Origin of the sequence: Streptomyces sp. NPDC002680 (assembly GCF_042889145.1) — a bacterium.
In the GTDB taxonomy this organism is placed as follows: domain Bacteria; phylum Actinomycetota; class Actinomycetes; order Streptomycetales; family Streptomycetaceae; genus Streptomyces; species Streptomyces adonidis.
Map to the genome: position 1 here is coordinate 57,851 of NZ_JBIAQP010000008.1, position 20,974 is coordinate 78,824.

General features: G+C 70.5%; 26 protein-coding genes. 24 read left to right on the forward strand and 2 right to left on the reverse strand.

The window, feature by feature from the left end; translation table 11 throughout:
• Nucleotides 1-138: 138 nt before the first annotated feature.
• The 17 genes from ACFYXF_RS21515 to ACFYXF_RS21595 all read left to right on the forward strand — a co-directional run bounded on the left by ACFYXF_RS21515 (nucleotide 139) and on the right by ACFYXF_RS21595 (nucleotide 14,433).
• On the forward strand, nucleotides 139-1,002 hold the full coding sequence (locus ACFYXF_RS21515; protein WP_389351338.1) for an alpha/beta hydrolase: 864 nt from the start codon (nucleotides 139-141) through the stop codon (nucleotides 1,000-1,002).
• Between the two features lie 64 nt (nucleotides 1,003-1,066).
• Nucleotides 1,067-1,321 carry a MoaD/ThiS family protein gene (locus ACFYXF_RS21520; RefSeq protein ID WP_235477113.1) on the forward strand — a complete coding sequence of 85 codons (255 nt, stop codon included), beginning with the start codon at nucleotides 1,067-1,069 and terminating at the stop codon, nucleotides 1,319-1,321.
• 10 nt (nucleotides 1,322-1,331) lie between these two features.
• Entirely contained in the window at nucleotides 1,332-2,456 is a 1,125-nt protein-coding gene (locus tag ACFYXF_RS21525) for a hypothetical protein (RefSeq protein WP_389351340.1), read from the forward strand.
• A gap of 277 nt (nucleotides 2,457-2,733) precedes the next feature.
• Nucleotides 2,734-3,813: an ABC transporter substrate-binding protein gene (locus tag ACFYXF_RS21530; protein WP_389351342.1), complete on the forward strand. Its 1,080-nt coding sequence runs from the start codon at nucleotides 2,734-2,736 to the stop codon at nucleotides 3,811-3,813.
• Between the two features lie 4 nt (nucleotides 3,814-3,817).
• A complete protein-coding gene (locus ACFYXF_RS21535; protein WP_389351344.1) occupies nucleotides 3,818-5,377 on the forward strand; it encodes a sugar ABC transporter ATP-binding protein in 1,560 nt (519 codons plus the stop codon).
• Nucleotides 5,370-6,323, forward strand: coding sequence for an ABC transporter permease (locus ACFYXF_RS21540; protein ID WP_389351346.1), 954 nt, complete (start codon nucleotides 5,370-5,372; stop codon nucleotides 6,321-6,323). The genes ACFYXF_RS21535 and ACFYXF_RS21540 overlap by 8 nt, the downstream gene beginning before the upstream one ends.
• Entirely contained in the window at nucleotides 6,320-7,270 is a 951-nt protein-coding gene (locus ACFYXF_RS21545; protein WP_389351347.1) for an ABC transporter permease, read from the forward strand. The genes ACFYXF_RS21540 and ACFYXF_RS21545 overlap by 4 nt, the downstream gene beginning before the upstream one ends.
• Nucleotides 7,267-8,466 (forward strand): M20 family metallopeptidase, encoded by a 1,200-nt coding sequence (locus ACFYXF_RS21550; RefSeq protein ID WP_389351349.1) that lies wholly within the window; start codon nucleotides 7,267-7,269, stop codon nucleotides 8,464-8,466. Before ACFYXF_RS21545 ends, ACFYXF_RS21550 begins: the two co-directional genes overlap by 4 nt.
• The gene (locus ACFYXF_RS21555; RefSeq protein WP_389351351.1) at nucleotides 8,457-9,182 is read left to right on the forward strand and encodes an MBL fold metallo-hydrolase; all 726 of its coding nucleotides are present in this window, start codon (nucleotides 8,457-8,459) and stop codon (nucleotides 9,180-9,182) included. The genes ACFYXF_RS21550 and ACFYXF_RS21555 overlap by 10 nt, the downstream gene beginning before the upstream one ends.
• On the forward strand, nucleotides 9,179-10,003 hold the full coding sequence (locus ACFYXF_RS21560) for an IclR family transcriptional regulator (RefSeq protein WP_389351353.1): 825 nt from the start codon (nucleotides 9,179-9,181) through the stop codon (nucleotides 10,001-10,003). The genes ACFYXF_RS21555 and ACFYXF_RS21560 overlap by 4 nt, the downstream gene beginning before the upstream one ends.
• A 20-nt stretch (nucleotides 10,004-10,023) precedes the next feature.
• Entirely contained in the window at nucleotides 10,024-11,277 is a 1,254-nt protein-coding gene (locus tag ACFYXF_RS21565) for a hypothetical protein (RefSeq protein ID WP_389351355.1), read from the forward strand.
• 57 nt (nucleotides 11,278-11,334) lie between these two features.
• Nucleotides 11,335-12,066, forward strand: coding sequence for a DUF2993 domain-containing protein (locus ACFYXF_RS21570; protein WP_389351357.1), 732 nt, complete (start codon nucleotides 11,335-11,337; stop codon nucleotides 12,064-12,066).
• A gap of 222 nt (nucleotides 12,067-12,288) precedes the next feature.
• Nucleotides 12,289-12,369: an Ms5788A family Cys-rich leader peptide gene (locus ACFYXF_RS21575; RefSeq protein WP_351335063.1), complete on the forward strand. Its 81-nt coding sequence runs from the start codon at nucleotides 12,289-12,291 to the stop codon at nucleotides 12,367-12,369.
• Nucleotides 12,370-12,503: 134 nt separating this feature from the next.
• Nucleotides 12,504-13,343, forward strand: coding sequence for a sulfurtransferase (locus tag ACFYXF_RS21580; RefSeq protein WP_389351359.1), 840 nt, complete (start codon nucleotides 12,504-12,506; stop codon nucleotides 13,341-13,343).
• Nucleotides 13,344-13,408: 65 nt separating this feature from the next.
• Nucleotides 13,409-13,696: a DUF1416 domain-containing protein gene (locus tag ACFYXF_RS21585; RefSeq protein WP_093780197.1), complete on the forward strand. Its 288-nt coding sequence runs from the start codon at nucleotides 13,409-13,411 to the stop codon at nucleotides 13,694-13,696.
• Between the two features lie 76 nt (nucleotides 13,697-13,772).
• Complete coding sequence (locus ACFYXF_RS21590; RefSeq protein ID WP_389351360.1) at nucleotides 13,773-14,033, forward strand: DUF3099 domain-containing protein; 261 nt, start codon at nucleotides 13,773-13,775, stop codon at nucleotides 14,031-14,033.
• Nucleotides 14,034-14,043: 10 nt separating this feature from the next.
• Complete coding sequence (locus ACFYXF_RS21595; protein ID WP_389351361.1) at nucleotides 14,044-14,433, forward strand: VOC family protein; 390 nt, start codon at nucleotides 14,044-14,046, stop codon at nucleotides 14,431-14,433.
• Here ACFYXF_RS21595 and ACFYXF_RS21600 read toward each other — a convergent pair.
• Nucleotides 14,427-14,789, reverse strand: coding sequence for a DsrE family protein (locus ACFYXF_RS21600; RefSeq protein ID WP_235477124.1), 363 nt, complete (start codon nucleotides 14,787-14,789; stop codon nucleotides 14,427-14,429). The two genes, ACFYXF_RS21595 and ACFYXF_RS21600, sit on opposite strands and share 7 nt — an antisense overlap.
• A 131-nt stretch (nucleotides 14,790-14,920) precedes the next feature.
• Between ACFYXF_RS21600 and ACFYXF_RS21605 the strand changes: the two genes are divergently transcribed.
• The 6 genes from ACFYXF_RS21605 (at nucleotide 14,921) to ACFYXF_RS21630 (ending at nucleotide 19,672) form a co-directional block, all read left to right on the forward strand.
• Nucleotides 14,921-15,676: a hypothetical protein gene (locus ACFYXF_RS21605; protein WP_389351363.1), complete on the forward strand. Its 756-nt coding sequence runs from the start codon at nucleotides 14,921-14,923 to the stop codon at nucleotides 15,674-15,676.
• Entirely contained in the window at nucleotides 15,673-16,539 is an 867-nt protein-coding gene (locus tag ACFYXF_RS21610; protein ID WP_389351364.1) for a hypothetical protein, read from the forward strand. The genes ACFYXF_RS21605 and ACFYXF_RS21610 overlap by 4 nt, the downstream gene beginning before the upstream one ends.
• The gene (locus ACFYXF_RS21615; RefSeq protein WP_389351366.1) at nucleotides 16,536-17,384 is read left to right on the forward strand and encodes a hypothetical protein; all 849 of its coding nucleotides are present in this window, start codon (nucleotides 16,536-16,538) and stop codon (nucleotides 17,382-17,384) included. Before ACFYXF_RS21610 ends, ACFYXF_RS21615 begins: the two co-directional genes overlap by 4 nt.
• Nucleotides 17,385-17,642: 258 nt before the next feature.
• Complete coding sequence (locus ACFYXF_RS21620; protein WP_369036178.1) at nucleotides 17,643-18,218, forward strand: FABP family protein; 576 nt, start codon at nucleotides 17,643-17,645, stop codon at nucleotides 18,216-18,218.
• 16 nt (nucleotides 18,219-18,234) lie between these two features.
• A complete protein-coding gene (locus ACFYXF_RS21625) occupies nucleotides 18,235-18,696 on the forward strand; it encodes a Fur family transcriptional regulator (protein WP_369036179.1) in 462 nt (153 codons plus the stop codon).
• Between the two features lie 10 nt (nucleotides 18,697-18,706).
• A complete protein-coding gene (locus ACFYXF_RS21630) occupies nucleotides 18,707-19,672 on the forward strand; it encodes a YgfZ/GcvT domain-containing protein (protein ID WP_389351369.1) in 966 nt (321 codons plus the stop codon).
• Between the two features lie 13 nt (nucleotides 19,673-19,685).
• Here ACFYXF_RS21630 and dtd read toward each other — a convergent pair whose 3' ends face one another.
• Entirely contained in the window at nucleotides 19,686-20,111 is a 426-nt protein-coding gene (dtd, locus tag ACFYXF_RS21635; protein WP_389351371.1) for a D-aminoacyl-tRNA deacylase, read from the reverse strand.
• A 157-nt stretch (nucleotides 20,112-20,268) separates the two neighbouring features.
• On the opposite strand from dtd, the gene ACFYXF_RS21640 reads away from it, so the two are divergent.
• Nucleotides 20,269-20,850: an aerial mycelium formation protein gene (locus ACFYXF_RS21640; RefSeq protein WP_389351373.1), complete on the forward strand. Its 582-nt coding sequence runs from the start codon at nucleotides 20,269-20,271 to the stop codon at nucleotides 20,848-20,850.
• Nucleotides 20,851-20,974 lie beyond the last annotated feature (124 nt).

Genomic DNA, 20,974 nt, shown 5'->3' on the forward strand with positions numbered 1-20,974 from the left:
GCACTGCATGCACGATCCCGAAGCCCCGTACAACCTGCGGTCACCTTGAGTTTCCCGCTTCGTATACAACGCATTCGAAAGCACAAAAGGACTCGGGGGCTACGCTGCCCGAGTCCTCTGCCCAGCAGAATAGCCCACATGAGCACTGGTCCGGCAGGTCATGTGACGCGATCTTTTCCCGTCCCGAACTCTGAGACGGCTGATCGCACCCCTCTGCGGAGGTTTCTGAGCACCGACGACGGGGTGACGATCGATGCCGTATACGAGCCGGGAGGCGTTGTATACGACGCTTCGACGCCATCTTCCGATCATCTGGCGTTCGTCGTCGCGCACGGTTTCACGGGCGATGTGGACCGCCCGCACGTTCGACGGGTGGCGGAGGCGTTCGCGCAGTACGGCGCCGTCGTGACGTTCTCCTTCCGGGGCCACGGCGCCTCGGGCGGACGTTCGACGGTCGGCGACCGCGAGGTCCTCGACCTCGCCGCCGCGGTCCGCTGGGCACGTGAACTCGGGCACACCCGGGTCGCCACCGTCGGCTTCTCGATGGGCGGCTCGGTGGTGCTCCGGCACGCGGCGCTGTACGGGCCGAAGCACGAGGGGCGCACGGACGCGGTGTCGGACGCCGTGGTTTCGGTGAGTGCGCCGGCCCGTTGGTACTACCGGGGTACGGCCCCCATGCGCCGCGTGCACTGGCTGGTGACCCGTCCCGAGGGCCGCCTGGTGGGCCGCTACGGCCTCCGTACGCGCATCCACCACCGGGACTGGAACCCCGTACCCCTCTCCCCGGTGGAGGCGGTGCCCCGGATCGCGCCGACCCCGCTCCTCATCGTGCACGGCGACCGGGACGGCTACTTCCCGGTGGACCACCCCCGGATGCTCGCGGAGGCGGCGGGGGACGCGGGCGAACTGTGGCTGGAGCCGGGCATGGGCCACGCGGAGCACGCGGCGGACGACGAGCTGTTGCGGCGCATCGGGGACTGGGCGGTCGCACAGGCGGGCTAGCCTGAAGGCAGTCACAGCCGATTGCTGTCACAGCCGTTCTGATCGAGGAAGCAGAGACAGGCAGATGCCAAAGGTCACGGTGCGCTACTGGGCCGCCGCGAAGGCCGCGGCCGGGGTCGCCGAGGAGCCGTACGACGCGGCCACCCTCGCCGAGGCGCTCGACGAGGTCCGCGAGCGACACCCCGGTGAACTCGTCCGCGTCCTGCGCCGATGCTCGTTCCTCATCGACGGTGACCCCGTGGGCACCCGCGAACATGAGACGGTACGGCTGGCCGAGGGCGGCACGGTCGAGGTGCTCCCGCCGTTCGCAGGAGGGTGAGCGCAGGGCTATGAGCGACCAGCAGCAGCCGTACGGGCAGCAGTACGACGGCCAGTACGAGGGCCAGTACGGCGACGCGTACCAGAACCAGAACCAGAACCAGGGCTACGACCCGTATCAGCAGCAGCACCAACAGCAGCAGCCCCAGGCGCAGGCCTGGCCGGGGCAGCAGCAGGCGTACGACGAGGCGCAGGCGCAGCAGTACACGCAGCAGTGGCAGGGCCAGACCTGGGAGACCCAGATGCAGGCCCCGGTGCAGACTCCCCAGGTTGCCCCGGCCGCGGTGGCGGAGGTGCCAGAGGCTCCGTACCTGCCGCCGCAGAGCTCTGCCGGGGACACCACCGGGTACGGGCCCGCCACAGTCGCGGGCAACGCCAGGATCACCGACGCGCAGCGGGCCCGCCTCGAAGGGCGTTCGCCGATCATCGAGCCCGGGATGCAGCCCGCCGCCCTCACGGCGGTGCTGGGACTGCTCCTGTCCGGTACGGCGGCCATCGGGTCGTACGCGCTGGTCGTGCCGCTCGTCGTCCTCCAGGCGGTCACCGCGGCCGGCTGGTTCCGGCTGAACGGCATGTGGCCGGCCAGGCAGGGCATCGCCCTCGCCTTCGCGGGCGGGCTCACGGCGGACGTGGCACTGCTGGCGGCGGGGCGCGAGAACGGTCCTGCGGCGATCCTCGGCACGCTCGCCGTCTGGGTCCTGCTGACCCTGGTCCTCCAGCTCCGGTCCCACGCGGATCCGGACACCCGGATGTACGGCCTGATGGCGACGGTCGCCTCGGCGGCGCTGACGATCATCGCGACCGGTCACCTCGCGGCGGACCCGGACGCGGTGAGCGTCGGGGCGGCCGCGGTCGCGGTCGCCGTGCTCGCCCGGGCGCTGCCGTTGCCGACGGCCGCCTCGGTGGTGGTCGCCCTGCTGGCGGCCGCGGGGGCCGGGGTCGCGGTCGGCGGGATGACGGATCTGGGGAGCGAGGGCGCGCTGCTCGGGTTCGCGGCGGGCGTCTGTGCGCTCGTCGGGCACCGGGTGGCCAGCTACGACTACCCGTCGAGGTTCGTGCACTTCACGGCGGGAGTGGCGCTGCCGTTGGCGGCGGCTGCTCCGGCGGTGTATCTGGTCGGGCGGGCGCTGGCGTGAGGGGCTGAGGAGCCGACTGCCCCTGCGGGGCGGATCGGAGGCGGATCTGGAGCGTTCGGCGCTCCGGGTCCGCCTTTTTGCATGCCCGAACAGTCCTGCCAACAGTCCCTCCGAGCACGTGTGTTGTGCAATGCGAAATTTTGTATTGCAGATGTAGTGCTCGGCTGTGCGTACCTCCTACGTTCCCCTCTCAACAGACCGGTCCTCACCCCCACTCACCCGTCATCCGGGCCCTTCGACGGGCCCGGACACCCTTCGAGGGATTCGAGGAACTTCGATGAACGCACGTTCCGTACGCGGTGCGGTGGCGGTCGCCGCCACCCTCTGTTCGCTGGCCGGCGTCGCCGCGTGCAACGTCCAGTCCGACAGCGACAGCGACACCGCCGCCGACGCGAGTGCCGGCGCCTCAAGCGCCGCGCAGGCCAAGGACCTCAAGGTCGGCTGGTCGACCATCTACCTCACCCCGTCGTGGATGCAGCAGACGCTGAAGATGCTGCAGACCGACGTGGACAAGCTGAAGTCGAGCGGGAAGGTGTCGGCGTTCGAGACGTTCAACGCCAACGGCGACACCTCGCAGCAGATCGCGCAGATCCGCGCCATGATCCAGCAGAAGTACGACGTGATCCTGGTCGACGCGGGATCGTCCACCGCGTTGAACCCGGCCCTTGAGCAGGCCGTCGCCGCCGGGATCACGGTCGTCGCCTTCGACTCGTTGCCGACCAGCACGAAGGTGATCCGGGTCGGGACGGACCAGAAGGCCTGGGGCTCGATGATGGCCACCTGGCTGGCGAAGAAGCTGGACGGCAAGGGCAGCGTCATCGCGATGAACGGGCCCGCCGGGGTCGCGGTGAGCGAGGACCGCTGGTCGGGCGCCGAGGCGGTGTTCAAGAAGTACCCGGACATCAAGATCGTCAGCAATGTGCACAGCGAGTACAACCTCGCCCCGGCCGCGCAGGCCTTCGCCTCCGCCTACTCCGCCCACTCGGACATCGACGGTGTCTTCTCGCAGGGCGGGGCGCTGTCCGCGGCGGCGCTCCAGACCCTCGTCAAGCAGGACAAGAAGCTCGTCCCGATCACCGGCGAGAACTACAACGGCTTCCTGAAGCTGTGGCAGAGCAAGCGGAAGGAAGGTTTCTCCTCGATCGCCACGGCCCAGCCCAACTACCTGTCCGTGATCGCCCTGGAGGCGGCGATCGCCAAGCGGGAGGGCGCGTCCGTCCCGCAGGACATCACCGTCCCGCTGCCCGAGATCACAGACGACAACCTCACCCAGTACGCCAAGCCGGACCAGCCGGACGACTCCTACCCGATCAACGACATCTCCCAGTCCGAGATCGACAAGCTCATCGGCAAGTGAGCGGGTGACGACCGTGGCGCTGCTGAGCGTGGAGAAGGTGTCGAAGTCGTTCGCGGGCAACCGGGTGCTCACGGACGTGAGTTTCGAGGTCGGGCCCGGGGAGGTGCTGGCGCTGGTCGGGGAGAACGGGGCCGGCAAGTCCACCGTGCTCTCCCTGATCACCGGGCTTCTGACACCCGACTCGGGCCGCGTCGTCTTCGACGGCGCCCCGGTCGCCCGGGCGTGGTCTCCCCACCGCGCCCGGGCCGCCGGGATCGGCTCCGTGCACCAGGAGCTGAGCCTCAACCCGCACCAGAGCGTCGCGGAGAACGTCTTCCTCGGATCCTGGCCCTCCCGGCGGGGCCTGGTCCGGGCCCGGGACCTCGCGGCCCGCGCCGAGCCGCTGCTCGCCCGGGTCGGCCTGGACGTCGACCCGCGCACCCCGGCCGGACGGCTGCCCCTGGGCCGGCAGCAACTGGTCGAACTGGCCAAGGCGTTGGCGGGCGACCCCCGCCTACTCATCCTGGACGAGGCCACCTCGGCGCTGGACGAGGACCAGGTGGCCGCCGTCTTCCGGGTGGTCCGTGAGCTGCGTGAGGGGGGCGGCGCGGCGATCTTCGTGAGCCATCGCATGGCCGAACTCTTCGCCATCAGCGACCGGTTGACGGTCCTGAAGGACGGTGCCGTGATGGCGACCCGGGAACGGGAGCACACGGATCACGACGACATCGTGCGGCTGATGGTGGGCCGGGAGCTGTCGGACCTGTTTCCGCCGAAGGCGCCGCCTCGCGAGGACACAGAGAACACGGGGATCACTCCCGAGCCTCTCCTCCGGGTCCGTGGTCTCACCGTCCCCCGAGCCTGCTCCGGCATCGACCTGGACCTGGTCCCCGGGCGGATCACCGGCCTCGGCGGACTCCAGGGTCAGGGCCAACGCGAGGTGTTGCGCGCCCTGTTCGGGCTCGTCCGGCACACCGGGAGCGTCACCCACGACGGCCGTCCGGTGCGCCTCGCCTCTCCCCGGGACGCCATCCGGCACCGCATCGCGTACGTGCCCGAGGACCGCAAGACCGAGGGCGTGCACACCGTGCGCAGCGTGCGCGACAACCTCGTACTGCCCAGCATGCGCGAACTCGCCCCGGCCCGGCGGCTCACCACCGTCTCGCGGGGCGCCGAGGCCGCGCTGGTCGAGGAGTTGATCGGGCGGCTGCGGGTGAAGGCGGCCTCCCCGGCCCAGGAGGTACGGCGGCTGTCCGGCGGCAACCAGCAGAAGGTCGCGCTGGCCAAGTGGCTGCCGACCGGACCCCGTGTCCTGCTGCTCGCCGAGCCGACCCGGGGCATCGACATCGGGACGAAGCGCGAGATCTACCATCTGCTGCGCCGCCTCGCCGACGACGGCCTCGCGGTGCTCGTCACCTCCGGAGACACCATGGAACTGGTCGGCCTGTGCGACGAGGTCGCCGTTCTGTACGAGGGGACGGTCGTCGACCGCCTCAGCGGCCCCGAGCTGACCGAGGAACGCCTGGTCAGGGCGTCGGTCATGGGCACCACTTCCGACGGCACCGGGAGCGTGGTCCGTGCGTGAGCGCCTCGCGGGTGCCGCGCGCGGCAACACCGACCTCCTCGCCCTGGCCGCCCTGTTGCTCGTGCTGCTGGTCGCCTACCAGCACTACGACTCGACTCTCCTCACCCCCGCGTCGATCACCATCCTGTCCGCCCAGTTCCTGCCGCTGATCCTGGCGGCGGCCGGACAGACGACGGTCATGCTGCTCGGCGGGATCGACCTGTCGCTGGGCGCGGTGCTCGGCCTCGCCATGGCCGTGTTCGCGACGTACGACGCCCAGGGCGCGGGTGGGGTCCTGGTCGCCGCGTTGCTCGCCCTCCTCGTGGCCGTCGCCGCCGGAGCCGTCAACGGCACGCTCGTCGCGTACGCCGGACTGCCCCCGATCGTCGTGACGCTCGCCGCGTCCTTCCTCTGGGGCGGAGTCACGCTCGTGGTGCTGCCCCAGCCGGGCGGGACGGTGCCCGGCGGCCTCGTCGACGCGTACAACAACGGCTGGAACGGGGTCGCCCTGCCCGCAGTGGCCGTAGCCGTAGTGCTCGTCGGCTGGAAACTCCTGCGCACGACTCGCCACGGCCTCGCGCTCTACGCCGTCGGCGGCAACGAGCACGGCGCCTACGCCAGCGGCCTGCACACCCGCGCGGTGAAGATCTCCGGGTACGCGCTGGCCGGAGCCTTCACCGGCCTCGCCGGGATCGGACTGGCCGTCCAGACCGGTTCGGCGGATCCGACGATCGGCAGCCCCTACACGCTCAACTCGATCGCCGCCGCCGTGCTGGGCGGCATCAGCTTCTTCGGCGGGGTAGGCCGGATGCGCGGCACGGTGCTGGGAGCACTGGTGATCGGCCTGCTCACCAACTTGTTGCTGTTCACCGGCATCTCGCCGTTCTACCAACTCGTCGCGCAGGGCGTGATCCTCGTCGTCGCGCTCGCCCTGAAGACGTATCTCACGAGGGAGGCGGCCGTATGAGCAGCCTTGCCGTATCGGTGGCCGCACTGCGCGGGAGTCGTGCGGCCTGGGCGTTCGGCGTGCTCGGGGTCACCTGGCTCGCGGCCGTCCTGTTCGCGGACGGCTTCGACAGCCTCGCCAACTTCCGCTACCTGGTGCAGACGGCGTCGTTCCTGGGCATCGTCGCCGTCGGCCAGACGCTTGTGGTGATGATGAGCGGCATCGACCTGTCGGTGTCGGGCGTGGTCGCCCTGTCGGCGGTGGTGTGCGCCAAGGTCGCCTCCGGTACGGGCGGCGGCGCCACGGGCATCGCGGTGGCGCTGCTGCTGTGCGCGCTGGTCGGCGCGGTGAACGCGGCCGGTGTGGTGTGGCTGCGGGTGCCGCCGATGGTGATGACCCTCGCCAGCGGCACGATCCTGGCCGGTGCCCTGCTGGTGTACACGGACGGTTCGCCCAGCTCGGCGCAGCTGCCGCTGCTGGACGCGCTCGCCAACGACCGTGTGCTGGGCGTCCCTTGGGCGTTCGTGCTGTGGCTGGCGCTCACGGCCGCCGCGTTCTGGCTGCTGCACATCTCCCGCACGGGCCGGTACGCCTTCGCGCTCGGCGCCGGCGAGGACGCGGCCAGGGCGTCCGGGGTGCCACTGGTCACGACGGCGTTCATCGCGTACACGGCCTGCGCGCTGCTGGCGGGAGTGGCCGGCCTGGTGCTCCTCGGCTTCACCGGCACCAGCTCCCTGACCATGGGAAACCCGTACCAACTCCTGTCGATCGCCTCGGTGGTGCTGGGCGGCACATCGATCCTCGGCGGTCGAGGCCACCTACTCGGCACGGTCGGCGGTGCCCTCCTCCTCACCCTCCTGACCGCACTCCTCACCTCCTGGAACCTCTCGGAGGGCGTACGGCAGGTGGTCCTCGGCCTGCTGATCATGGGTCTGCTGCTGGTGTACGCGAGGGAGCGCCGTACATGACGACGGAGGTCGAGGGGCTGCTGCGGGACCTGGTGCGCATCCCGAGCGTCAACCCCCGTGGCGGGGCGGGCGACGGGGGCGAGACGGCTGTCGCGGAGTACGTCCGGGACTGGCTGCAACAGCGAGGCGTACGGGCCGAGTTGTACGAGGTCATGCCGGGGCGCCACAACGTCGTGGCCGTCGTACCGGGCCGCAGCGCGGAGGCGGTCCTGCTGGAGTCGCACCTGGACACGGTCGAGACGGACGGCATGACCGTCGACCCGTACGCGGGGGAGATCCGGGACGGGCGGCTGTACGGGCGGGGCGCCTGCGACGCGAAGGGTCCGCTGGCGGCGTTCATGCTGGCCGTCGCCGAACTGGCGGCAGGGGAGCCGCCGCCGCGCACGGTGGTACTGGCGGGGGTCTGCGACGAGGAGCACGCGTACAGGGGTGTGCTGCACCTGCTGGAGACGCTGGCGGACCGCCCGATCGTGGGCGCGATCGTGGGCGAACCGACGGGACTGGTCCCGGCGGTGGCGCACAAGGGGGTCGTCCGCTACACGGTCCGTACGAGGGGCCGGGCCGGGCACAGTTCACGCCCCGAGGAGGCGGTGAACGCGATCACCCTGATGGCACCGGTCATCGCCCACCTCGCCGCCCACGCCCCGACTGCCCCTCCCCACCGCCTCCTCGGCCCGGCGACCCGCACGGTCACCCGTATCCGGGGCGGCACGGGACCCAACACGATCCCGGGCGTGTGCGAGGCGGACATCGACCGCCGCACGCTTCCAGGGGAGGACCTGGACACGGTCTGGCGCGACGACCGGGCCGAACTGGCCGCCCTGGGCGCGGAGGTGGACCCACCGTTCACGGTGGACCCGGCCCTGGAGACGGCATCCGACGCGGACATCGTCACCGCCCTGCGCGATGCCCTCCGCGACCACGGCCACCCGTACGAGCTACAGGGCATGCCTTTTGGTACGGACGCCAGCAAACTCGCCAGGGCCGGAATCCCGACGGTGGTCTTCGGCCCCGGGAGAGTAGGGGACGCACACGCGGCGAAGGAGTCGGTGGGGCTGGGAGAGGTGGAACTGGCCGCCCGGATTGTGAAATCGGCGGCACGGGGACGCGCCCCAAAGGGGCGCGGGGAACTGCGCGACCAGCCACAACGGACCCGCAGCCGCCCCCCAGCAGAAGGACCCCCCACATGCGCCTGACCGAGCACGTAACCCTCGTAGCCAGCGGAGCATACGGTTTCGACCTGACCGACCCCCTCGACTGCCACGCCTACCTCGTACAGGGCGCCAGGCACACCGCCCTGATCGACGCAGGAGCAGGAAACACACCCCTGCCCCTGGACCTGGACGTGGCCCAACCGGACCACCTCCTCCTCACCCACGCCCACGCCGACCACGCGGGCGGCGCAGCCGAACTAGCCGCCCGCTGGCCCGAGTTGCGCGTGAGGGCCGGAGCCACCGCTGTCCCCTGGATCGCAACGGGCGACGAACAGGGCATCAGCCTCGACAAGGGCAAGGCCGCCGGCTACTACCCACCCGACTACACCTTCACCCCCTGCCCCACGGTCGAGCCCATCGCCGACGACGAGGAGATCGACCTCGGCGGCGGGGTCGTACTGCGCGCGGTCGCGACCCCCGGCCACGCCGACGGCCACACCTGCTACCACCTGCGCACCCCGGACTACACCGCCCTCTTCTCCGGGGACTGCGTCTTCACCGGCGGCCGTATCTCCCTCCAGAATCTGCACGACTGCCGAGTACCCGAGTACGCGGCGAGTCTGACCAGGCTGGCGGCCCTGGACGTCGACGCCCTCTTCCCCGGCCACCACGAGATCTCGCTCGCCCGCGCCGGACGCCACCTGGCCGCAGCCCGCGACACGGTCGCCCGCGGACTGCTGCCAAGGAGTACGACATGACGGACACCCCGACCCCGGGCCCGTCGGCCCGCCGCAACCAGTCCTCGTCGCTGCGCCGCGCGCTCACCGTCCTGGAGCACGTGCGCGACCACGCGGGCCCCGGCCGGGGCATCTCGCTCACCCGGCTCGCCGAGGATCTCGGCATCAACAAGAGCACGGTGCTCCGGCTGGCCGCCCCCCTCATCGACGCCGACCTGCTGGTCCGCGACCGCGAGACGGGCTGGTTCCGGCTCGGCCACGGCACGCTGCGGCTCGGCCAGTCCTATCTCTCTTCGCTCGATCTGCGGACCGTGGCGACGGAACCGCTGCGGCTGCTCCAGCACGCCGTCGGGGAGACCTGCCATCTCGTCGTCTACCAGCCGCCGGACATCGTCTACATCGACAAGGTGGAGAACGAGACCAACGTCCGGATGGCGTCCCGGGTGGGCAGCCGGGTCCCCGCGTACCGCACGGCCGTGGGCAAGGCGATCCTCGCCTGGCTGGGCGAGGAGGAGTTCCAGGTCGTGGTCGCCGCCGGGATGCCCCCGGTCACCCCGCACACGACGACCGACCCGCAACGGCTGCGCGCCGAGCTGGACCGGGTCCGGCGGGAGGGCTATGCCATCGACGACCGCGAGAACGAGCCGGAGGTGCGGTGCGTGGCCGCGCCGGTCTTCGACCACACCGACGCGGCGGTCGGGGCGGTCAGTGTCTCGGGCCTCACCACCCGGATGACCCCGACACGGGTCCGCGAGGTCGGCCCGATGGTCGTCCGAACAGGCCTGGAGATCTCCCACGTCCTCGGCTCCTCCCGAGCCAGGGACAAGGACAACGGCCACTGACTCCCCCAAGGAGCCGCACCATGGAAACGTCCACCGCGTCGGCCTATGTCTTCGTAGAGGACCTACGAGCCGAGGGCACCGCCGCAGTCCTGGACCGCGTAGTGAACACCTACGGCTGCGACACCCTCACCGTCGCCGCCGCCTACCACCGCGCCCGCGACGTCACCCCGCACGGCCCGGCCCGGGTCACCCTGCGCGGGGACGGCGTCCACTTCGTTCCGCCCGCGGACCTGTTCGACGGCCTGCGCCTCACCCCGCCCGTACAGCCGGGGGCGGCGGAGGAGCCCCTGCGAGAGACACGGCGACTGACGGCCGAACGGGGAGCCGCCCTGCACGGCTGGACCGTCTTCCTGCACAACACCACCCTCGGCCTGGCCCACCCCGACGTCACCCAGCAGAACTGCTTCGGCGACCGCGCCGCCCCGGCCGACCTGTGCCCGGCCCACCCCGACGTACGGGCGTACGCCGTGGCCCTGGCCCGCGCGGTGGCCCGCCAGGGCGTGGACGCGGTGGTCGCCGAGTCCCTCCACTACGGCACCTTCGGCCACGGCTACCACCACGAACGCAGCTTCGTCCCCCTGGGCCCACTGGAGGACTTCCTCCTGGGCCTGTGCTTCTGCACCCACTGCACCGCCCGCGCCCGGACGGCCGGAGCCGACCCGGAAGCGGCCCGCACCGAGGCGGCACGGCTGGTCGCCCGGGTGCTGGACGGCGCGGAGCCGCACGCCGCCGAGCTGACGGCCATCGACGCGCTCCCCGCCCCCCTCGCCGCCTACGTCCGTACCCGCGCCGCCACCGTCACCTCGCTGGCGGCGACCGTCGCCGACGCCGTCGCCGGCGAGGGATCCCAGCTGCTCTTCCTCGATCTGACCGGTGCGGTCAAGGGATACGCGGACGGTCGGCCGACAGGCGTCCTCGCTGTCGACGAGGCCTGGCGGATCGGGGTCGACCCGGCCGGGATCGGCGCGGTGGTCCCCGGTTATGTGGTGCTCGCCTATGCCCAGGACGCCCAGCGGGTCGCGGCCGACACCGCCGCCTATCGGGACGTACTCCCCGACTCCTGCGCCCTGCGCGTGGTGCTGCGGCCGGGAGCCCCCGACACCGCCTCCGCCGAGCATCTGGCGGCCAAGACCCTCGCGGCCACCGGGCCGGGCGGGGCGGACGCCGTGGACTTCTACCACTACGGCCTCGTGCCGTTCCCGGTGCTGGACCGGGTCCCGGTGGCGCTGGCGGCGCTTGCGGCACTGGCGGTGCCGGGGAAACGTCACACCTGATCTACAACCTCCTCGCCCCACCCCCTACCGCCCCCACCCCCGGGTACCGTCGCGAACATGCGTGCACTCCGAATACTCCTCATCGTGGCCGTCGTCCTCGGCGGCCTCTTCGTGATCGCCGACCGCGTCGCCGTCGGCTTCGCGGAGGACGAGGTCGCGGACCGGCTCAGGACCAGCGAGGGCCTGGCCACCACCCCGGACGTGTCGATCAACGGCTTCCCCTTCCTCACCCAGGTCGCCGGCGGCGAACTCGACGACGTCGAGGTCGGCATCAAGGACTACGAGGCCACCACCGGCGTCTCCGGCCAGAACATCCGCATCGACGACCTGAACGCCCAGATGCGCGGCGTCGAGTTCACCGGCGACTACAGCTCCGCCACCGCGGCCACCGCCACCGGCAGCGCGGCCATCTCCTACGACCAGCTGCTCAAGGCCGCCAACGCCCAGGAGACCCAGCTGCCGCTGGGCATCACCGCGAAGGTCGTCGGCCTCTCCGACGGCGGCAACGGCAAGATCAAGGTCGCCGTCGAGGTGAGCACCCTGAAGCAGCCCGTGTACCTGCTCAGCAGCGTCACCGTCGTCGACGGGAACACCGTCCGGGTGCGCGCCGACTCGATCCCCAGCCTGGACGACGACGTCCAGCTCGCCGACGCCGAGGTCCAGTCGATCGCCGACTTCGAACAGAAAATCGAGGGCCTGCCCGGTGGCATCAAGCTGGACTCGGTCGAGGCGGGAAAGACCGGTGTGGACATCACGGTGAAGGGTTCGAACGTCAGCCTGGCGGGGTAGGACGCGTCAGGCCGACAACTGCCGCCCGGGGCGAGGGCGTCCAACTGGCGAGACGGGACCGTCCGTACAGTAGATGGGCGGCGGGCGCATGCCCGCCGCCCCGGCCCGCACCCTTGCGACGAGGGCACCCTCCCTCCTCCCCATCCCACATTGCGGACGATCGCATCTCACCATGCGACATGCCGGTGACATCCCCGGCAATCCGTCCCTACGATCGACGCTATGCAGCGACAGGCGGACCTCACGAAGCGGCGGGCAGTAGACCTGTGCCGCGTCGCCGCCATGCTCTGTCGCCCTTTCTGAGCGGAAGCGCGCGGCCTCAGCAGCCCCACATTCCTTCCGCACCCCGGCGCCCTCACCCCAGGGCCCGTGCGCGAGTCGCACCCCTGCCACACCCGCTACACCTGCCCCCGCAACTGCCCCGGAGGAGAAACAGCATGAGCCGCAGCGACGTACTGGTCGACGCCGACTGGGTCGAGGCCAACCTCGACAACGCCGACATCGCCATCGTCGAGGTGGACGAGGACACGTCCGCCTACGAGAAGAACCACATCCGCAACGCCATCCGGATCGACTGGACCAAGGACCTCCAGGACCCGGTCCGCCGTGACTTCATCGACCAGGAGGGCTTCGAGAAGCTCCTCTCGGCGAAGGGCATCGGCAACGACACCCTGGTCGTCCTCTACGGCGGCAACAACAACTGGTTCGCCTCGTACGCCTACTGGTACTTCAAGCTGTACGGCCACGACAGCGTCAAGCTGCTCGACGGCGGCCGCAAGAAGTGGGAGCTGGACGCCCGCGAGCTCGTGGAAGAGGTCCCCTCGCGCGCCGCCACCGACTACAAGGCCAAGCCGCAGGACAAGTCCATCCGTGCCTTCCGCGACGACGTGGTCGCCGCGATCGGCTCGCAGAACCTGGTCGACGTCCGTTCGCCCGACGAGTTCAGCGGCAAGCTGCTCGCGCCTGCCCACCTCCCGCAGGAGCAGTCGCAGCGCCCGGGCCACGTCCCGTCCGCCCGCAACATCCCGTGGTCGAAGAACGCCAACGACGACGGCACCTTCAAGTCGGACGACGAGCTCAAGGAGCTCTACGCCGAGGAGCAGGTGGATCTGGCGAAGGACACCATCGCCTACTGCCGCATCGGTGAGCGTTCCGCGCTCACCTGGTTCGTCCTGCACGAGCTGCTCGGCGTGGAGAACGTCAAGAACTACGACGGCTCCTGGACCGAGTACGGCAGCCTGGTCGGCGTGCCGATCGAGCTGGGCGCCAACAAGTAAGCGAACCCCCGTACACCCCGACCGGCCTTCCCTGCCGTCCGGTCAAACCCCTCTTGGAGTAAGACATGTGTGGAGCGAAGGCCGGCGGCCCGGACGCCTCGACGATCAAGCCCGGTGAGACCACGATCCAGGGTCAGGTGACCCGCGACGGCGAGCCGGTGGTCGGATACGTCCGCCTGCTGGACTCGACCGGCGAGTTCACCGCCGAGGTCCCGACCTCGGCGACCGGACAGTTCCGCTTCTACGCGGCCGAGGGCACGTGGACCGTCCGGGCCCTCGTCCCCGGCGGCACGGCGGACCGTACGGTCGTCGCGCAGACGGGCGGCCTCGCCGAGGTCGCGATCGCCGTCTGACACCCGGTGTCCGAAGGGCCGTACCCCGTGGTTCCGGGGTGCGGCCCTTCGCCGTGTACGGGCCTACTCTGGACGTATGTACGCGCGACGGCGGCACGTCTACTTCGCCATGATGGGAACGTGCATCGGGCTCTTCGTCCTGGCCTGGTCCGTCGTACGCCTGTGGTCGATGCCGGTGGCGGTCGGCATGTGTCTGGTGGCGATGGTGATCCCGCCCCTGGCGGCGATGACCGCCAACCGCCGCGGCCCGGACGACCGCTGGTGGGACGACCCGTCCGGCGACCCCAAGTCCGACGAGTGGTGGGACGAGCTGGACGGCAAGCGGCGGCACCAGTAGGAAGGCGGGCATGTCGCCCACGAGGATCTCCACGGTGGTGCTCGACGCGCATGACGCGCACGAGCTGGCCGATTTCTATGTGCGTCTGCTCGGGTACGTCGTGCGGGCCGACGAACCCGACTGGGTCCTCATCGGCCCACCGCCCGGCGAGCAGGGCGTCTCGCTGGCCTTCGAGACCGAACGCGCGTACGTCCCGCCCGTGTGGCCCACCCGCGACCCCGGCGACCAGCAGATGATGCTGCACCTGGACATCGAGGTCGACGACCTGGAGGGGGAGACGGCGAGGGCGGTGTCGGAGGGCGCTCGCCTCCACGAGTACCAGCCCCAGGAGGACGTACGAGTCCTGCTGGACCCGTCGGATCACCCGTTCTGCCTGTGGGTGGAGACGCAGGCTCAGTAGACGAGCGCCTGAGTCCCGTCCGCCATCGCCTCCTGTACGAAGACCTGCGCGCCCGCGATCCGTACGCCCTCGATGACGTCCTTCTCCGTGATGTCCCGGCGGGCCGCACACTGGGTGCACAGGGTGAGGCGGCCGGCCGCGAGGACCGAGTCGATCAGGTCGGGCAGCGGCGCCGCGTGCGGCAGTTCGAACTCGGCGGCCCGGCCCGGCAGCGCGAACCACGCCGACTCGCCGGTCAGCCACAGCGACACCTCGACCCCGCTGGCCACGGCCACCGCCGCCACCGTGAACGCCTGCGAGCAGCGCTCGGGGGCATCGGCCCCCGCTGTCACCTTGATCACGAGCTTCTTCGCCATGGCCGCATGGTAGGTCGGACAGTAGTCCGAATCGTAATCAACTCGCTTACAACTCTGGGCGTTGGCCGTGGGTCTCCTGTGCGCGCGGATAGGGAATCCGCGCTTCGCGTTGCGTGGGGGATGTCTTGGAAGTGCCGGAAGCACCGGACGTACCGAAAGTGCCGGACGTACCGGAAAGACCTGCGCGTCGGCGTGGGCGTACCACCCTGCTGATCGCCACGGCCGCCGTGCTCGGGCTCGTCGCCGGAACCTGCGTCGGCTACCTCGTACAGGCCGACCGCGACCCCACCCCGCTGCCCTCGCTCTCGCAGGTCACGCTCGCGCAGGCCGAGGGGGAGGGACCAGAGCCGTTGTCCGCGGCCCAGGACCGGAGGGTACGGACCGACGGGGACCTGCGGAAGCTGCTGCTGAAGAGGCCGAAGGGGGCGAAGGAGGCCGAGTACCTGACGGGCGGGGACGGCTGGATGGACCTGGCCGGCTACGCGGCCGAGTACGACGAGTCCGGCAACATGTTCGGAAGCTTCCTCGGCTCCGAGTTCCGGCGGGCCGCCGTCACCGGCTGGACGGCCGGTGACTCCAGTGTGGAGATCCGGCTGGTCCAGTACCGGCAGGAGGAGACCGTCGCCGCCCCCGAGGCCGCCGAGAACGGCCACTACTGGGCCGAGCAGGAGGACGGCACCAAGAGCTACCCGGTGCCCGGCACCGGGGACGGAATGGCGTACGTCCACACGGAGCCGGTCGCCGAGCTGGAAGGTGTGTCGGCCTACAACGCCGAGGCGTATGCCTGGCGGGGTGACATCGCCATGGAGATCTGGGTCTACGACTCCAGGCCGATCTCCAAGCAGCTGATCGTGGACCTCGCCAAGCGCCAGATGGAGCAGCTGTGACCGAGCCCGAGTCCGTACCCGTACTTGAGTCCGAACCCGTATCTGTATCCGTACCCGTATCTGAATCCGAGGCTGTACCGCCCAGGAAGCGTCTGCGTCCGAGCCCGCGCCGTGTCGCCGTAGTCCTCGGGTCCGTCCTGCTGGCCGGGGCCGTCGTCGCCGGGGTTGGGTACACCGTCGTCACCGTGGCGGGGGCGGACCGGGACGCGGGCGCGCCCGTCTTCAAGTTCCCGAAGACCGCGGCCGACGACGACGTCAAGGCGGCGGCCGCGTCCGGGCTCGCCGGGGTGCTCGTGCCGTACGGGGAGAGCGGCTGGTACCGGGGGCCCGACCTCGGCGAGTTCGGGTACGACGCCCAGCTGAGCGGAGCCCAGGCCACGGCGCTGCGCAAGGAGTCCCTGAGCGGGCTGCCCCGTACCCAGCGCAAGCAGCTGGAGAAGCAGATCGACAGGCAGCGGATCAAGGGTATGGCGATGCGCAGCTACCTCAGCGCGGAGGTGAGCGACCTCAGTGACAACGAGGGCGTCTACTCGGTGAACGTCGTGCTGGCGCGGATGGGCAGTTCGGCGGCCGTACGGGACCTCGGAACCTTCCAGCAGGAGTTCCTCGACGCCCTGGACATCTACCGCGCCGGCCCGGAGATCAAGGGCCACAAGAACGCCAAGTGCTTCCTGCCGCCCGAGGACGACGAGGAGGACGCGTCGGACGGTCCCGGCCTCGAAACCATGTACTGCTCCGCCTACCAGGGAGACGTCCTGGTCACCGCCACCGCCGACGGTCCCGCACCACTCGACACCAAGGGAGTCGCGATGCTCCTGAGCGAGCAGCTCGACCGCATCGCCGAGCCGGGGGTGGCGGTATGACCGAGCCCGCAGTTACCGAGACCGCAGTCACTGAGCCCGTGGCTACGGAGCCCGTCGTCGCCGTACCCCCGGTGCGCAAGGACCGCCGGGTCCTGCGGGCCGCCCTGCGCTGGACCGCCGCCGTGGTCGTCTTCGCGGCTGTCGGGGCGTCGGCGGCGTACGGGATCACGCGGATGGAGCGTACGGACGTACCGGGGCTGGCGACCGCGTCGGACGGGCGGTGGGTGTACCCGGAGATCAGCCTGCCGCCGCTGCCGTCCGGCAGCCCGGGGGCGTTCGCCGAGGGGAACACGGCCGGTACGCACCACGCCGATCTGCGCGCCCTCGTACTGCCGGCTCCCGAGGGGGCGACGGAGGACAAGGCGTTGCGCGGCTCGGACGGGTGGCTCGCGCCGCGGGTCCTCCTGACGGAGTTCGCCGACGCGGGGGAACGGGACACGTTCCGGCAGAAGCTCGTCGACGACGGCCTGCGCCACATCGCGGCACGAGGCTGGACCACCGAGGACGGTACGCACACCCGCGTCTATCTGCTCCGCTTCGAGAGCGCGGCCGTCGTGGACGACCTGTTCGCCGCCGACTTCGCCGCGTTCAGCAGCGCGGGACTCCAGATGCGCGGCGCCGACCTGACCGAGGTCGATGAGGACTTCCCGGCGGAAGCCGCCCGGACGGAGGACATCCAGCCGGCCGTCTACACCGAGTCCGAGCCGTACGGCGCCGAGCAGGTCCGCTACGCCTACCTCGCCGCCGGGGACACCCTCGCGCTGATCATGCAGTCCCGGAAGGGCGAAGCCCCGGCGGTGCCCTTCCAGCAGACGGTGACCCTGCAGAGCCAGCTGCTGGGCTGAGCACACCGGTACTAGCGGTGGTACCGGTAGTACAGAACCACCTGGCAGAGAGAGCCGGGCCCGGGCCGCGTAAGCTTGGGCCCGGCTCTTGTGCACACAACCGATCGTCCGAGGAGCACCCCGTGCTTGAGGCATTCTTCGAAGCCCTGCTGGTTCTGGTCGCCGTCGGCGTTCTCGCCTTCGCCGGTCTGACGGTCAAGAAGCTGTACCAGGGTCAGCGCTGATCATCGTCACCACGAATCGCAGGAACTGCCGCTCATGATCGAGATCCCGTCCGACCTGCACAAGGATCTTGTGCCGCTCGTCTTCCTGCTCGGCAAGTGGGCCGGCGCGGGTGTGCACGACTTCCCCGGTGCCGAGAAGTGCAACTTCGGGCAGGAGGTCACCTTCACGCACGACGGACGTGACTTCCTGGAGTACCACTCCCACTCGTGGGTGCTGGACGCCGACGGCAACAAGGTCAGGCCCCTGGAGTCCGAGTCCGGCTACTGGCGCATCGACGCCGACCGCAAGGTCGAGGTCGTCATGGTCCGCCAGGACGGCGTCGTCGAGGTCTGGTACGGCGAGCTGGCCGCCAAGAAGCCCCAGATCGACATCGTGACCGACGCCGTGGCACGCACGGCGGCCTCGGGTCCGTACAGCGGCGGCAAGCGCCTGTACGGGTATGTGAACAGCGACCTGATGTGGGTCGGCGAGAAGCAGACCCCGGACGTCGAGCTGCGCCCGTACATGTCGGCCCAGCTGAAGAAGGTCGTCACCCCGGAGGACGTCGAACGCTGGGCGAAGGCCCTGCCGGACGACATGCCGGACGACGGGATCGCTTTCTTCAAGTAGACCTAGACTCTGTGGTGTGGTGAGCACCGATTGGAAGAGCGACCTCAGGCAGCGCGGTTACCGGCTGACCCCGCAGCGGCAGCTTGTGCTCGAAGCCGTGGACACCCTTGAGCACGCGAGCCCCGACGACATCCTCGTGGAAGTGCGGAAGACGGCGTCGGGGGTCAACATCTCCACGGTCTACCGGACCCTGGAGCTGCTGGAGGAGCTGGGGCTGGTCAGCCATGCCCACCTCGGGCACGGTGCGCCGACCTACCACCTCGCCGACCGGCACCACCACATCCACCTCGTCTGCCGCGACTGCGACAACGTGATCGAGACGGATGTCGCCGTCGCCGCCGACTTCACCGCCAAGCTGCGCGAGACCTTCGGGTTCGAGACCGACATGAAGCACTTCGCGATCTTCGGGCGCTGCGAGGACTGCGCGCAGAAGGCCGCCAAGGCTTCCTCTGCCAAGGTTTCAACTACCGAGTCGTAGGCTTGTGCGTATGAAGAGCCCTCTGCTGTCCCTGCCCGGCGCCGTCCCCGCCGAGGGTGTGGACGAAGGCGTCGCCGCCCACTACGGCGAACTGTTCCGCGAACAGCGTGCCCTTGCCGAGGGCACCGGATTCGTCGACCTCTCCCACCGGGGCGTGATCACCGTCACCGGCGACGACCGGCTGAGCTGGCTGCATCTGCTGCTCACCCAGCACGTCAGCGATCTGCCCGTGGGCGAGGCCACCGAGGCGCTGGTGCTGTCGGCGAACGGTCACATCGAGCACGCCCTGTATCTCGTCGACGACGGCACGACCACCTGGGCCCATGTGGAGCCGGACACCCAGGAGGCGCTGATCGCCTACCTGGAGTCGATGAAGTTCTTCTACCGCGTCGAAGTCGCCGACCGGACAGGTGAGTTCGCCGTCGTCCACCTCCCCGCGGGGGCGATCTCCGAGGTTCCGGCCGGTGTCGTCGTACGCGAGACCGCGTACGGGCGTGATCTCTTCCTGCCACGCGCCGAGCTGGAGTCGTACGCCGAGAAGGCCGGACCGCCGGCGGGGCTGCTGGCGTACGAGGCGCTGCGCGTCGAGCAGCACCGGCCGCGCCTCGGCTTCGAGACCGACCACCGGACCATCCCGCACGAGCTGGGCTGGATCGGCACGGCGGTGCATCTACAGAAGGGCTGCTACCGGGGCCAGGAGACGGTCGCCCGCGTCCAGAACCTGGGCAAGCCGCCGCGTCGGCTCGTCTTCCTGCACCTGGACGGCAGCGAGGTCCATCTGCCGCCGGCCGGCACGGAGTTGAGGCTCGCGGACGACGGGCCCGACGGGCGGAAGATCGGCTTCATCACGACGTCCGTACGGCATCACGAGCTGGGGCCGGTCGCGCTGGCGCTGGTGAAGCGGAACGTGGCGCTGGACGCGCGGCTGGTCGCGGACACGACTGCGGCGGCGCAGGAGGTCGTGGTCGAGCCGTAGCTCACGTCTCCGTTCACATCTCCAGGAGGACCGTGAACGGGCCGTCGTTCGTCAGGGTCACCCGCATCTGCGCGCCGAAGCGGCCCGTCGCCACCGTCGCGCCCAGGGAACGGAGTTGGGCGACCACCTCGTCGACGAGGGGTTCGGCGACGTCGCCGGGGGCTGCCGCGTTCCAGGTGGGGCGGCGGCCCTTGCGGGCGTCGCCGTACAGGGTGAACTGGCTGATGACGAGCAGCGGGGCGTCGATGTCGGAGCACGACTTCTCGTCCGCGAGCATGCGCACCGACCAGAGTTTGCGGGCCAGTTGGGCCGCCTTCTCCTTCGTGTCCTCGTGTGTGACCCCGACGAGGACGCACAGGCCCTCGCCCGTGATCTCGCCGGTCACTTCCCCGTCCACGACGACACTCGCGCCGTCCACCCTCTGCACCACTGCACGCATGCGCCCATCATGCCGTGCCGACGCGGTGGCTCTGTCGCGGGATTCTTTTTGATCCTTAAGCCCCTATCTGGGGCCGTTCGGGGGCACTCGGTCACATAGCGGCCACTTGGGGTGGCACGATGCTCCCATTCGCCTGTCGAGGGGACGGTAGAGGCACATGAGCACACCGAGTACCGGGCGGCCTCATACGGCCGCCGCCGCTCCGGCGACTTCGATCGGTTCGTTGCTGGCCGCCGATCCACCCGAGCACGACCTGACCGTGCTGCGGCTGACCGAGCTGCGCGCCCTGCGCCGGGACGCCCAGCGGGACGAGGCCGACCTCAGTTACGTACGGCGGCTGTTGCAGGGGCGCATCGACATCCTGCGGGCGGAGCTGGCGCGGCGCGGGCCCACGTCCGTGGTCGCGGTGGGGGAGGGGTCGGTCGTCGAGCGGCTGTCGGAGATCCTGACGGACGCGCCGGCGCGGCAGCGGTCGTCTGCGCGGCATGTGACGCTCGGGACGCCGCACAGTGAGGAGTACGGGCGGCTGGCGGCGGAGATGCTCGCCGAGGTCGAGCTGTCGGATCTGGATGCGCGTACGGATCCGGAGCTTACGGCGGCGATGGGGAGGTTGGTGGGGTATGAGCAGCAGGTTTCGCGGCGGCGGCAGGGGTTGCAGCGGACGGCGGACGATTGCAGTGGGGAGATCGCGCGGCGGTACCGGGAGGGCGAGGCCCAGGTGGAGGACCTGCTGATCTGAGCGCTCTTTCCTCGCCCCCGCCGCCCCTACCCGTCCCATCCCTGGGGGCTGCCGCCCCCAGACCCCCGCTGTCGGCCTGAACGGCCTCGTCCTCAAACGCCGGACGGGCTGAAATGCCTGGGCT